General features: G+C 33.3%; 14 protein-coding genes and 1 pseudogene. 7 read left to right on the forward strand and 8 right to left on the reverse strand.

What is annotated here, in order from left to right; all coding sequences use genetic code 11:
* Positions 1-170: 170 nt before the first annotated feature.
* Both FKR84_RS08610 and FKR84_RS08615 read right to left on the reverse strand, forming a co-directional pair.
* Positions 171-1,220: a response regulator gene (locus FKR84_RS08610; protein ID WP_141421894.1), complete on the reverse strand. Its 1,050-nt coding sequence runs from the start codon at positions 1,218-1,220 to the stop codon at positions 171-173.
* Positions 1,221-1,224: 4 nt separating this feature from the next.
* Complete coding sequence (locus FKR84_RS08615; protein ID WP_141421895.1) at positions 1,225-2,466, reverse strand: PAS domain-containing sensor histidine kinase; 1,242 nt, start codon at positions 2,464-2,466, stop codon at positions 1,225-1,227.
* Positions 2,467-2,567: 101 nt separating this feature from the next.
* Here FKR84_RS08615 and trxA point away from each other — a divergent pair, with 101 nt between their 5' ends.
* The 5 genes from trxA to FKR84_RS08640 all read left to right on the forward strand — a co-directional run bounded on the left by trxA (position 2,568) and on the right by FKR84_RS08640 (position 6,575).
* Positions 2,568-2,867: a thioredoxin gene (gene trxA, locus FKR84_RS08620; protein ID WP_141421896.1), complete on the forward strand. Its 300-nt coding sequence runs from the start codon at positions 2,568-2,570 to the stop codon at positions 2,865-2,867.
* Positions 2,867-3,514 carry a deoxyribose-phosphate aldolase gene (gene deoC, locus FKR84_RS08625; RefSeq protein ID WP_141421897.1) on the forward strand — a complete coding sequence of 216 codons (648 nt, stop codon included), beginning with the start codon at positions 2,867-2,869 and terminating at the stop codon, positions 3,512-3,514. The genes trxA and deoC overlap by 1 nt, the downstream gene beginning before the upstream one ends.
* A gap of 8 nt (positions 3,515-3,522) precedes the next feature.
* Entirely contained in the window at positions 3,523-4,221 is a 699-nt protein-coding gene (gene deoD, locus FKR84_RS08630) for a purine-nucleoside phosphorylase (protein WP_141421898.1), read from the forward strand.
* A 156-nt stretch (positions 4,222-4,377) separates the two neighbouring features.
* Entirely contained in the window at positions 4,378-4,911 is a 534-nt protein-coding gene (locus FKR84_RS08635; protein WP_141421899.1) for an alpha-ketoglutarate decarboxylase, read from the forward strand.
* A 140-nt stretch (positions 4,912-5,051) separates the two neighbouring features.
* Positions 5,052-6,575, forward strand: a complete 1,524-nt coding sequence (locus FKR84_RS08640) for a helicase HerA-like domain-containing protein (protein WP_141421900.1) — start codon at positions 5,052-5,054, stop codon at positions 6,573-6,575.
* A 114-nt stretch (positions 6,576-6,689) separates the two neighbouring features.
* On the opposite strand, the gene FKR84_RS08645 is transcribed toward FKR84_RS08640, so the two are convergent.
* The 6 genes from FKR84_RS08645 to FKR84_RS08670 all read right to left on the reverse strand — a co-directional run bounded on the left by FKR84_RS08645 (position 6,690) and on the right by FKR84_RS08670 (position 12,377).
* Complete coding sequence (locus FKR84_RS08645) at positions 6,690-8,594, reverse strand: PLP-dependent aminotransferase family protein (protein WP_141421901.1); 1,905 nt, start codon at positions 8,592-8,594, stop codon at positions 6,690-6,692.
* A gap of 181 nt (positions 8,595-8,775) precedes the next feature.
* Entirely contained in the window at positions 8,776-9,498 is a 723-nt protein-coding gene (locus tag FKR84_RS08650) for a hypothetical protein (protein ID WP_141421902.1), read from the reverse strand.
* A 120-nt stretch (positions 9,499-9,618) separates the two neighbouring features.
* Positions 9,619-10,203, reverse strand: a complete 585-nt coding sequence (locus FKR84_RS08655) for a hypothetical protein (protein ID WP_141421903.1) — start codon at positions 10,201-10,203, stop codon at positions 9,619-9,621.
* 297 nt (positions 10,204-10,500) lie between these two features.
* Entirely contained in the window at positions 10,501-10,890 is a 390-nt protein-coding gene (locus tag FKR84_RS08660) for a hypothetical protein (RefSeq protein WP_141421904.1), read from the reverse strand.
* A gap of 544 nt (positions 10,891-11,434) precedes the next feature.
* Positions 11,435-11,815 carry a hypothetical protein gene (locus FKR84_RS08665; RefSeq protein ID WP_141421905.1) on the reverse strand — a complete coding sequence of 127 codons (381 nt, stop codon included), beginning with the start codon at positions 11,813-11,815 and terminating at the stop codon, positions 11,435-11,437.
* The gene (locus tag FKR84_RS08670; RefSeq protein ID WP_141421906.1) at positions 11,808-12,377 is read right to left on the reverse strand and encodes a uracil-DNA glycosylase family protein; all 570 of its coding nucleotides are present in this window, start codon (positions 12,375-12,377) and stop codon (positions 11,808-11,810) included. The genes FKR84_RS08665 and FKR84_RS08670 overlap by 8 nt, the downstream gene beginning before the upstream one ends.
* A 338-nt stretch (positions 12,378-12,715) precedes the next feature.
* On the opposite strand from FKR84_RS08670, the pseudogene FKR84_RS08675 reads away from it, so the two are divergent.
* Positions 12,716-13,537: pseudogene (locus tag FKR84_RS08675) on the forward strand (IS110 family RNA-guided transposase); the annotation flags it as partial.
* Positions 13,538-13,599: 62 nt separating this feature from the next.
* Positions 13,600-13,703: transposase (locus FKR84_RS08680; protein ID WP_141421907.1), on the forward strand; the 104-nt coding region annotated here is incomplete at its 3' end.

The raw sequence follows: 13,703 nt of genomic DNA on the forward strand, positions 1-13,703 counted from the left end.
AAGAATGATATTAATCAGTTTTGTTTAAAACTATTCTTATCTTTTTGCTTAAGAGGGTCTTGCAGTCCTCAAACCTTAGATTTTATACTTTTTTATAGTTTAATTAATAACAGAAACTTTATTGATAAATAGTCTGTCTTTGTTTCAAAATTTAGAAATTTTTATAGAAATTAGTTAACCAACGCCAAACCTTCTGCGTCCAAAACTTTTATGGTTCGTCCTTCTATCTCTATTAAATCTTCTTTTTTGAAATTAGAAAGGGTTCTAATCAAGCTTTCTGTGGCAATGCCGGCTACACTGGCCAAATCACTCCGGGTTATTTTTATGGGTTCTCCGGGTTTTTGATTCATAACGTCTACAAATTGTAAAATGGTTTGTGCCGTTTTCTTCCGTACAGAACTGTAAGCCATTTGCAATAATTGGTTTTTTATATCGGATAGATTATCGGTTAGAATGTTCATTAATTCTAAGGATAAACTACGGTTTTGCTCTAAAATATCTTTTAATTCCTTTTTAGATACTCCGGCTAGTTCTACCGCCTCTACGGCCGTTGCAGACTCGTGATAAGGTATATTATCTATAAAAGAAGTGAAGCCTAAAAAATCGTCCGGTTTGTATAAAGTGGTTATTAATTCTTTTCCGTTTTCGTCTATACTATGTGTTTTTACCACTCCGCGCAAGATGAGGTAAATCATATTTGAGTGTTCTCCTTTTTTGTAGATGACCTCTCCTTTTTTAAATTTAAAAAGCTTGCCATAATCATCAAAAAAGTTTTTCAATTCGTTAAGGTTGCGTAAGTCATCTTCTTCTTTAGCTGTTGCTTTTTGGGTAACACGACTTTTTTTTAAAATAGTAGATTTTGCCAACCTGCTTTCTATGGCATTCAATAAATCTTCTTCGTCATAAGGTTTGGTCAAATAATCGTCTGCCCCAAGGTTCATGCCTTTACGTACTTCTTTTGGTTCTGTTTTAGCAGATAGAAAAACAAAGGGTATATATTTTGTTTCTTCCTTTTGGCTTAGGTTGTGCAGCACTGCATAACCGTCCATTTCTGGCATCATTATATCGCAGATTATAATATCGGGTATTTCTGTTTTGGCTTTTTCAATACCAATTTTACCATTTGGCGCGGTATTCACTTTATAGTCAGATAACTCTAATAATTCTGCTGTATTTTCACGTAATGCGGTGTCGTCTTCGATCAAAAGAATAGTTTTCATATACTTATTGTTCTTCTTGGGGTTGTTGTTTTGGTATTTCTATGCTAAAAGTACTGCCTTTTCCCAGTTGACTTTCAAACTTTAATTTTGCGTTTAAGTTCTCTAAATGGTTCTTGATAATATTTAGCCCAATGCCGGTCCCTTCTTGTAAAACAGCATTTTCTGCTCTAAAATAGCGTCTAAAAATATGCTTTTTTTCTTGCTCGGGTATTCCAATGCCTTCATCTGTTATATGCAAAATAAAATTGTTTTCACGGTTGTTGGCGGTAATACTTATTTCTTTCCCTTCCGGGGAATATTTTATAGAGTTGTTTAATAGGTTGGTTAATGATAATTGCAAGATCTTTTCGTCAAAATACAATTCTATTTCATCAATATTATCTGGATAGTTTATTTTTTGTCCGTCTTTTAACAACATATTAGCTTCATACACCACGGTGTTTATCACTCTGCTTAACGGAAATTTGGTAAACTTATAATCTACTTTCCCGGTTTCCATCCGCTCTAGCGATAAAAAATCACTCAAGATGCTATTAAGGTATTTCACCTTTGCTTTTATGGTTTTTAGGTGGTTTTCGCGTTTGGGTTGTTGCTCTTCTTTGGGGTATTTGCCCGCCAAAGTAGCCGAAGTTAAAATGCCGCTTAAAGGCGTTTTAAATTCGTGCGAGACCATAGATAAAAATTTTGTTTTTAAATTATTGAGTTCCCGTTCTTTTTCTAAAGAAGCTTTAATTTTACTTTCTGCTTTATGTCTGCGGTTTATTTCTTCTTTAAGGTCTAAAACTGTACTGCGCAACTCGTTGGTGCGTTGCTCTATTTTTCTTTCTAACGCATTGTTGAGGTCTAAGATTTGTTTTTGGTGTTCTTTACGTACACTTATATCTATAACCATGGCCATAACATACTTATCACCATCAATTTCAAACGGATTTAAACCAATTTCTACCGGAAATTTAGTATTATCTTTCCGTAAACCATATAAATCTCTGCCGTGTCCCATTTGTCTGCTATCGCCATATTTTACAAAATGACCAGCATAATTTTCGTGTGGCGTGTTAGACGTTTTAGGAACCAGAACATTAAGGTGCTGGCCTTTTAATTCGCCAGGTTTGTACCTAAACAATTTATTTGCAGAAGCGTTGCTGGCAACAATTATTTGCTTTTTGTTTACCACAATAATGCCTTCTGCCACAGACTCGAACAGGACGCCAAAAATATCTTTATTTTTCTCTTCAAAGGTTTTCATCGTTGCAAAAATACATAAATTTAGTTATTGTGTAGTTTCTGAGAATTATCATAACTTAGAGGGCTGTATTATTTTAAATTTGAACGTCCAAAAAACAACTAATGAAAAATAATTTTAAAACCATAATAGCCGGAGATGTTCCGGTTTTAGTAGATTTTTATGCAGACTGGTGCGGACCTTGCAAGATGCTATCGCCTATTTTAAAGGAAGTAAAAAGCGCAATGGCAGACAATCTTAAAATTATAAAAATAGATGTAGACAAAAATCAAGCTTTGGCCTCCAAATTTCAGGTTAGGGGAGTGCCTACTATGATTTTATTTAAAAACGGCAATCCGGTTTGGCGCCAATCTGGCGTATTGCAAAAAGACGAGATAGTAACGATAATAAATCAACACAGATAATGGAGTTAAAAGAATATATAGATCACACGCAACTAAAACCAACTGCTACCCCACAAATGATAGAAGATTTGTGTAAAGAGGCAGCAACCAACAATTTTTATGCAGTTTGCGTAAATGGTTGCCATGTAACAGCGGCAAAAAAACATTTAAAAAATACCTCTGTAAAAATAGCAGCCGTTGTTGGTTTTCCTTTAGGAGCAATGAGCACAGAAGCGAAAATAGCCGAAGCTAAAATTTGCATAGAAAATGGTGCAGACGAGGTAGATATGGTTATAAATATTGGCTGGCTAAAAGCCAAAGAATATGATGCCGTAGAAAACGATATACAACAAATAAAAGAAGCTATTGGCAACAAGGTTTTAAAGGTAATTATAGAAACCTGCTATTTAACCGATGACGAAAAGCGCATTGCCTGCCAATTAGCATTAAATGCAAAAGCAGATTTTGTAAAAACTTCTACCGGCTTTGGTAGTGGCGGCGCAACTTTACACGATGTAGGCTTAATGAAAGAAGTTGTAGAAGATAAAGCAAAAATAAAAGCCTCTGGAGGCATAAGAGATTACGCCACCGCCATACAATATATAGAAAAAGGAGTTTCCCGTATTGGTACATCGTCGGGAATAGCAATTGTTAATTCTAAAAAATAAATAGCAGAATGAGTGTACATTTAGAAGCCAAAGAAAACGAAATAGCAGAAACAGTTTTACTTCCGGGAGATCCGTTACGAGCAAAATGGATAGCAGAAACATTTTTAGAAGATGCAGTATGTTATAACGAAGTTCGCGGTATGTTAGGGTTTACAGGAACTTATAAAGGTAAAAGAATATCTGTGCAAGGCACGGGAATGGGAATACCATCTGCGTTGATATACTGCCACGAATTAATTACAGATTACGGCGTAAAAAATTTAATTAGAGTTGGCTCTGCCGGTTCTTATCAAGAAAATGTAGAATTACGCGATATTGTAATTGCTATGTCTGCCTCTACAACCTCTGCAATGAACAATGCACGTTTTAATATGGCGACTTATGCGCCTACCGCTAGTAGCGAATTGTTTCTAAAAGCGGTACAAATAGCTAAAGAAAATAAAATTGCAGTAAAAGCCGGTAACGTGCTATCTGCAGATGTTTTTTATGATGATAACCCTGAATATTATAAAAAATGGGCAGATTTTGGCGTTTTATGCGTAGAGATGGAAACCGCAGGATTGTATACTATAGCCGCGCAACATAAAGTAAATGCCTTATCTGTTTTGACTATTTCAGATTCTTTGGTTACCAAGCAAGAGAGTAGTCACCAAGAAAGACAAAGCAGCTTTAATCAAATGATAGAAATTGCTTTGGATCTAGCATAAGCAATAATCTTCCCGAGAACTAAAGTAGATTTATCCCATCTTTGTTTTCGGGAAGATGATTTATTTTTTTACTGAATAATTCCGTAAAGGAAAAATTTACTTACAATACAAAACACACAACTACAACCACCAACTTTAACCAACACTAGCTTTCTTATGAGAAAACTGCAAAAATTACTTTTAATTTTATTGCTCTTCGGCGGATTTCAGCTCTCTGCGCAAATAATAAATCAAGAAGAGCCCACTAACCGGACTTACGATTTTTGGAGTCACGTACGCTACGGCGGAAATTTTGGATTAAGTTGGTCTGATAGCGGCTTTAGCGGTACGATAATACCAAGTGCTATTTACGAATTTAATCGTCACGTGGCCACGGGCGTAGGTCTTAATTTTACTTATATGAACGGCGATAATTATAATGCATTTGTATACGGAGGTAGTTTACTGGCAATGGTTAATCCTGTTTTAGACCTACAAATTTCGGCAGAATTGGAGCAACTGCGGGTAAATCGAGAATTTAATTATGTTGGAGAAAATTTTGAAGATAACTTCTGGAATACCGGCTTATACTTAGGTTTAGGATATATAATAGATAATTTTAGTATTGGCGTGCGTTATAATGTGTTGTATGATGATGATAAAAGTATTTATGCCTCACCTCTTTCTCCGTTTGTTCGCGCTTATTTTTAAAACTAGCTAGCTGTTATAATTAATTGAGAATAGTAAATATTTTAAGAAATTTGATTAATTTTAGGAGCACAATAAACAAGTCTCGTACTTTTAAAACCTGACCGTACTTAAATTATTCTCTTTTCTGCAAAATTATACAGATGACTAAAACAAAAGAATTTATAGACCATATAAACAAGGGTTACCAAGCAAAAGGTGAGACAATTTATATGGGAGCAGCTATGTTAGATGGTGTGCCAGAAGCCGAAACCAAAGTGCAAATACCATTAAAAACCATGAATAGGCACGGACTTATTGCCGGGGCCACAGGAACAGGTAAAACCAAAACCTTGCAAATTTTGGCAGAAAATTTAAGTGCTAAAGGAGTTCCGGTTTTATTAATGGATATAAAAGGAGATTTAAGCGGCTTAGCAAAAGCTTCGCCAATTGCAGATAAATTGGCAGACAGACACAAACAAATTGGTTATGCGTTTCAAGCAAAAGCTTCTCCCGTAGAGATTCTTAGCCTTTCTAAACAAAATGGTGTTAAATTGCGCGCTACCGTAACAGAATTTGGACCTGTATTGCTATCTAGAATTCTAAACCTAAGCGATACCCAAACCGGAATTTTAGGCATTATTTTTAAATATTGCGATGATAATAAAATGCCTTTATTAGATTTAGAAGATCTTAAAGGATTGCTGCGATACATTACAGAAGAGGGAGAAGAGAAGTTTGAACGAGAATATGGCGGAGTTTCTAAAGCATCTACCGGAGCTATTTTAAGAAAAATAGTGAATTTAGAACAACAAGGTGGCGATTTATTTTTTGGAGAACCCAGCTTTGAAGTACAAGATTTATTACGAAAAAAAGATACCGGAGAAGCCTATGTAAATGTTATTAGATTAACTGATATACAAGATAAACCAAAACTTTTTTCTACGTTTATGCTAAGCTTATTGGCAGAAATTTATTCTACTTTTCCCGAGCAAGGCGATAGTGATAAGCCAAAGTTGGTATTGTTTATAGATGAAGCGCATTTGGTATTTAAAGAAGCATCTGACGCCTTGATGGATCAAATTGAAAGTATTGTAAAATTAATACGCAGTAAAGGTGTTGGTTTGTATTTTGTAACACAAAACCCAACAGATGTTCCAAAAGAAATTTTAAGTCAGTTAGGTTTAAAAGTACAACATGCTTTACGCGCATTTACTGCAAACGATAGAAAAGCCATAAAATTAGCAGCGCAAAATTATCCTCTATCCAAATTTTACGACACAAAAGAAGAATTAACGGCTTTAGGAACCGGTGAGGCTTTTATTTCTGCTTTAGACGAAAAAGGAAGACCTACGCCGCTTGCTGCGACAATGCTGCGCGCTCCAATGAGTCAGATGGAGGTTTTAACGCCTACGGAATTAGAAGTTGTTATTGCAAATTCTGCTTTGGTACCTAAATATAATCTATCTATAAATAGAGAAAGTGCTTACGAAATGCTTGCCGAAAAAATAGAAATTGCAGAAAAAGAAGCTAATCAAGTAAAAGCAAAAGCAGAACGGCAAAAAATAGAAAAAGCATCTTCTAGAAAGTCAGGTTCTAGTGATGCTAAAAAATCTATTGTAAAGGTTTTAACCAGTGCTGCCTTTATAAGAGGAGTAATGAGTATTTTAAATAAAGCGTTTAAATAAAAAAGTTTTATTACTTGAATAATTCAAAACCGAAATAATTCCGATACATCGAAAAACAACGTATTAATATATAAAAATAAATTGGGAGGCTTTAAACCTCCCAATAATTTATGGCTAAGTGCTTCTTACAAATTTTTTGAAAACCTCTTTGTGCCGCTCTAAATTTACATTTGGCGCCACAGAAACGCGAACAATATAATCTTTATCTCCCTCTTTTGTAGTGCCTTGGGTTGAGGTTGCGGGAACAGTCCAATAAACGCCTTTTAACTGTCCGTAACTTACACAAAACTTACTCTCTTTAGGAATCTCGGTAATCATCAAATTGATTAATTTTAGGTTTAGAGCTCTTTTATAGGCTTCTTTTTCCTCACTACTATTTCCTTTGGTAGGCAAGTCTAACGAAAATACCGAGGGCGTAAAATCATGTTCTGCCAAGTCTTCTGTAACAAAATTGATTTTTGCACCTGGTAAAACTTCTTGAATAAAGTTTACAAATTTTCGGGTGTTTTTATAAGCATCTTGTATTCTTTGCGTCATAGAAGGCATTTGTTTTGCCAATATTTCATATTGCAAAGCTGTAGCTTCATTATCGCAGAGGTGTAAATGCTTTTCTATTTTATCTATAAGAGCTTGTGTTTTATTGTTCCCAACGCAATAGCCGGCTGTACATTTCCCGCCGCTGGGAAATTTAGATCCGCTTACGTAAGAAAGAGCTTTAACGTTTGCAAGTATGTTATTTTTACTTTCAGCAGAAGCATTTTCGCTTAAAAACTGCACATTAGGACAAAAAGTTTGGTCTAAGATAAAAACAGGAGCAATGGCTGTTTCGCCAGTTTTGGTTTGGCGTTTAGTGCTTAGAACTTTCTTTAATTCTGTTAAGTTTGGCACTTCTACACGTGGGTTAGTAGGAATTTCTGCAATAATATACGGCACGGCATCTTTTTTGGCAATTCGGTCTAAAATCGTATCAATGCTTTTAACCATATCGTTATCGCCATCTACCGGCAAGTCTACCACTTCTACATTTTCTATACTGGCGGCTACACGTCTTGCTTGATCGTTGGTGCCACCGTAACAATTTGGCGGAACAATAAATTTAATTTCTTTGTCTTTATGATTTTCTAAGGCGTCGTGCACCAAGCCCATCATAATTGCATATTGCATAGACAAGCCGGAAGAAGCTACTAAATTCTTATTGCTGGTGCCGGTAACTTCCTTTATAGAAGTAGAAACAAGCGATTTGTCTTTTTGAAAATTTTTCTTGGCAGATGGTAAAGAAGATTTTTCTGCCAAAGCTTGTAAAGCTGTAAAGCAATTTGCCGGCGTCATTGCAACAGTTTCCCTCCTTCTTACGTGTTGAATGGCCGATATATAGTTGTTGTTCTGTTCGCCATTTATCAGTAAAACACTACCCAATTCTGCATTTATGGAAAGATGAAAATCGATTGCTAAGTTTTGCCAATCTGTTGTTTCTGCGATTTGATGCCAATTGTTGTTTTGTGAAATAAAAACAGTGCTAGCGTTTGAATTGTAATCTTCTGTGGTAGAAATTGTTTGCTTACTTTCTACTTTCAGTAAATCAAATTTATAACCATAAACCCGTTTGATAGTTTCGGCATCAAAAAAATCTGGTAAAGTTTCTGTATAAACTATTTGTGTAGGTTTATTGTCTAAAGCGTTTTTTCTTAGAATTGCCAAAATTGGCATGCTTTGCGACTGAAAACTAATTACATTTTCAGACTTAAAATTATTCAACTTAGCAACACTCCATTCTAAAACGCAAGAAAGCGGATGTCCCAACCGAATATAATCGTACGCTGTTGGTAGTTTTTGAAGTTCTGTTTGAAGATTTTCTGCTGAATTATTTATTGCCAATAATTTTTCGAACTCTTCTAGAAATTGGGTTTTGGCTTGTTCTTCTTCGTATATATCTAAACGGTGGGTGGTGAGTTGTAACCAATCTTTAGGGGTGTTTTTTACAACTTTTTTTATCTGCTCCAGCACTTTATTGTCTTGCATAAATTTTCTGTTTTCCTCTGTTCAATTGATTTGCAATTTACAATAATTGACTTGTTTTAGAAAGCCGAAGAAGTTGTTATAACTTATGCTTTTATCGTATTTATTGATGATGAGGGAAAACCACATTTTTTCAAAATATCAATAAAAAATCTACATGTTATTCATAATGCTGTGAGGTTGCTTATATTGGTTGGTATTTGTTTACTTTTAGCTTATTCTTATTGAAATCGACGTACTGATAATGAATTTTATCTTCTTTGTCAAATTCACCATTTTTATTAGTGTCTTCAACACTCCGAAAGTATAAACGATTTTTGATGTCTAACACTTTCCAATCAATTAGTTCTTGAAAATCTGAAGTTAGTTTAGTAAAATTACTGCCATTTATATTACTACTATATAAGGTTTTTATATCATTATCATCAAGTTTATTGTCGCGGTTCGTGTCTTTATCTAAAATGCGGTAAATTAAAATTTGTTTTCCCGTGTTATCAAATAGATTCCTTAGAAATGTTACCGTTTGAATTCGGATGTTTTTATTGGTTAGCTGTGTGAGGTTTTCTGAGTCTAGTCTTTGAAATTTTAAATTATGAAGGTTTCCCGTGATTTCATATCGGTTATAATTTGATATAGAAAAGTTTCCAGACCCCAAATTTGAAGAACCGAAGTAACTTTTATTTCTTGAACCATACAATTTATACTCTCCAATGGGATGAATTAGATATTTTGTACTATCAATATGAATTGGCATATCTGCAATTTCAATTAGGGTAGAATCTTTTTTTAATTCTTTAGATTTATCGTTGGTATTTTTGGGATAAATTACTTTTGGTTTTTCTTCGTTACTACAAGAAACGAGAAGTAATATTGCAATTACTGAAATTATTGTGCATTTCGTTTTCATTAAAATGGTAATATATATAAGGTGAGTTACTTGGTACTTAAATATTATTATGCCGCAAGATGTATTGGTAAATAAATTAATAGTACCAATTTATCAATACAGTTAAGCTTTTTATTCAATTTAATCTTTTATTTTCCTATAAATATAATCTAGATTTTTTATTAAAGTATGCGCATAACCGCCATTATATTTTGGCGATAAATTTCTGGATTTTCTGTAAAAAATAGGTTGTTTTTTGATGAAATCTATAATAATAACCTCTAACCTTATTTTACTAATTGCGGTTGTGGTGTTAGATGTGCTGCTTTTAGTTTTTATGAGGAAAAAAATACCATACCGACTAGCAGTTTTTTCACGGATAGATTTTAATTCTGATGTAAAATCAATATCTATTCCTTTTTTATTGCGCATTTCAATAATAGATACCAATTTATTTTTGATAGCAATATTGAATTTCAAGTCATTTTTTTGCTCTATTTTATATTTTGATTTTTCCGTTTTAAAAACAGAGTCAAGCGCTATGGTAGAAATTTCTTCAAATCTTTGGTATACAATACTCGGGTGGTTAGGTTTGTGGTGGACAAATATTGGTTCATAATAGGTAAAGTCTTCTATAAGACTGTCTTTCTTCAAGTTATTGGATTGAGCATTAGCTGTGTATGATGCAATTAAAATAACTATTATAATTAAAACTTTTATTTTCATCTAAATTGTACTTAACGTGTTTTTGTGTTGTTATTATTGTGTTGCATTAAGTTATTGAGTGGAGGATTAGTTTTTTCATATGTAGTACAACGTATGTGTATATTGCGCGTAACTTGAAAACAGGCGTGAACTATTCGGTTGAAAACCAAAAATAGGAAATTTTTGCATAATTTGGAATAAAAACTTTTAAGCATTAAGCTATATATGGCGTTGTGCAAAGTATTTTTTTTCGTCCAGATTGGTTTTAAATCAGGTGCTATTTGATTTTTACCGGAACTTTTCATGCTTCCTTATTCATTATTGATTTTTGTTGTGCAAAGTATTTTCATCCGTTTTATTATTCAATTTGAGGTTCCAAATCAAATTAGTTATTCCGAAAGCAACTAAACCTAGCACGCCCAAAAAAGACATATCGGCATGCAGAAGTCGGAAATCAGCTATAGCCAATATTGTCAGCAACAGAATAGGAATTAAGCTCCAAATGCGTTTTTCTATCATCTTTTGACGTTTATTTGCTAAATCAAGGAAGAAACCATTTAAAAATCCCAGGACAATTGCAGGAATTAAAAATATCACAAAAATTAAACCTATAGTGTTAATATCTCCTTTTTCTACAATTACTGCATAGATAATTAAATTAGTTAAAAGAATGGTTGTTCCAACTGTTATTGCTTTTGACGTTTTCATTTTTCATATTCTGCAAAACGTGTGTGTATTGCTTGTTTCGTTTAAATTAGCAATTATTTTCGGTTAAGCGCAAGCCAGATTTTTAATTCAGCCAAATTAGAATTCCAATTATTGAAATTAATCCACAAATAATAAAAATTCCATAAATTAATCGTTCTTTTTTTCTTTCTATTTTAGCACGCTCACGAATCTGTTTTTTTATTTTATTCAGCTCTTTTTTTTATACAGTTTTAAAATTCGGTCGTTTCGATTTCTTGTTAGTTGAATAGATTCCTTCACGATTATTTTCTTTAAATTTTGCTCGGTTCGATGGGCGTTGAGCTCGGTTTTGTTTCATCCGATTAATCATATCCATTACGTGTCCTGCTCCGTAGCCCATTTTAAATTAATTCAGTTTTATTTTATTTAGCGTTTCATTTTTTTAACTTAAGCGTAACGGTTTTGAATATTTCTCGTAGCGTGAAAACACGCGCTAATTATTCGGTTGGAAACCAAAAATAGGAAGTTTTTGCATAATTTGGAATAAAAACTTTGAAGCATTAGGCTATGTACGGAGTTGTATGTAATTATTTATCCATTTATCTGATTTTTTAGCTAATTTCTTTTTTATAATATTTTGCGCAATTTTTTTATTTTTAATTGTCATTTTATCCTGTTCTAATTTTTTCTCTCTTTCCGTTTCATAAATTATACTGAACTGAAAATTTTCTAAATCTATAATTTTGCCGTCATAGTTTATTCTTTTGTGAACGGGTGGGAAAATATTATCTTCAAATATTAATAAATCCATAATAGTATTTCCCGATAAATCCACATTTAAAACATAATTAATAGTCAAACTATTTCTCTGAATAGTTCCCGAATTATTCAATGAATTTAAACCAAACCCGAAAAAATCTCTGAATGTTTTTTTAATTTTATCCATTTGAATTATTTAGTTTTTGTGTGTTAAGTTGTCCGATATAATTAAGCAATTCTCGATTATTTTTATTTTTTTGAGTTGCTCGATGCTTATTCCATTCTTTTGTAAAATTTGAATTGGAAGGATGGCTAAAAACGAAAATTTTATTTGAATCGCAAAGCTCTGAAAGTTTATTCCAAAAAGGATAAAATATCTTTCCTTTTTCGAGTTTACTTTTACCAAATATTAAAATCGGAAGATTTAAATTATTTGAGTAATTTGCGATTTCATAAGCCGAAAAATATAGTATTCTATCAAAGTTTTTTGAACTAATTTTTTCTTTAATATTATTTAAACCATTAGTTTTATCTGTACTTAAAAATGTTTTATTAAATATTAAACACTCTTCTTCAAAATTTTCAGTCAATCCATTATTCTTAAAATGGTTACGTAATTGAGTTCCAGATTGTCCTATGAAAAATTTGTTTTGTTCGTATTCGTTTTTACCTGGATTATCTCCTACGATGATATATTTAAGTTTTTCAAAATCGTTTGATTTTAAATTGAAAGCAAATTTTAAACTCATATCGTGATTGTTTTTTTAAATTACGCACAACGTGTTTTAAGCATGGAATTTAGCAAATAAGAACCGAATAGAAAATCCGCGAGGATTTTCGTAAGTAGGCTATAACTAGCAATGAATTATACACGTCTTAAGTTTGTTATTCATTAATTTTATAGTATAAATCAGAAAGAACAAAGAGAGGATTAAGGTTATGATATACGGTGAAGCGTTAGACTTCGACAACATTGATAATCCCCTCTCTTTAACTACTTTAATCACGTTCAGTTCTGTGAGGCTTTAGACCTCGTTTTCAAGTTGTTGTGATCACGGTAGTATGCTCTTTCATAAAATCAGTTCTTATGGATAAATATAAAGAAACTTTTGGAGTTGATACCAGTAAAGATGTTTTTGATGTTTATAGCAGTGAAGGAGGTCATTCTCAATTTAAGAATGATTCTTCAGGATTTAAATTATTTGTCAGCACATTAGCAGTAGACACTTTGGTAGTGATGGAAGCCACAGGGTATTACCATTATCGACTTGCACAGTTTCTTTACAAAAACGGTATACCGGTATCGGTAGTAAACCCTTTGTCAGTTAAGCGTTTTATTCAGATGAAATTATCAAAAATAAAGACCGATAAGAGCGATGCCAAGGCTATTTGTGATTATGGGTTATCTACTGAAGTGGCGCTTTATAATGCACTTAATGATGTACAGGCAGAATGTCTTCAGCTTTTTCGACTTCTGGATAGTTACCTAAAGAAGCGAACCGCCACAAAGAATAAACTTCACGGCGAGGAAGTTCTAGGTATTCCCTCTAAGTATGTTTACAGATCTTTAAAGCGTAATCTCAAACATTTGGATAAAGAGGTCAAGGGAATTGAAGCTCGCTTACTGGAGCTTGTCAAACAAGAACAGCAACAGCAACTAACCTTGCTAACGAGCATACCTGGAATCGGAATCAAAACCGCCTTGTTTTTAGTGGTAGTTACAGATGGGTTTGCCAAGTTTGAGAAGGCTTCGCAGCTTTGTAGTTACGTAGGAATCACCCCAACTATACGGGAATCAGGCAGTAGTGTTAGAGGTAGAAGTAGGATTAGTAAAGTGGGCAATAAGAAGCTTCGAAATCTATTATTTTTATGTGCTTTCAATGCTTGTAAGCACAATAAGGGTTGTAGGTGTAAGCTTCCCTTAAAACCGAACTGTTTAAAAGTAGAATATTTATCTTAAATTTAAACAGTATGAAAAAGAGTAAATTTTCCCCACAACAGATCGCTAAGATCCTCAAAGAATTTGATAACGGAAAAACGGCGGTTGAAATCAGCCGTGAACATGGCGTCAGTAC

The sequence above is a fragment of the Haloflavibacter putidus genome, assembly GCF_006546625.1.
In the GTDB taxonomy this organism is placed as follows: Bacteria; Bacteroidota; Bacteroidia; order Flavobacteriales; family Flavobacteriaceae; genus Mesonia; species Mesonia putida.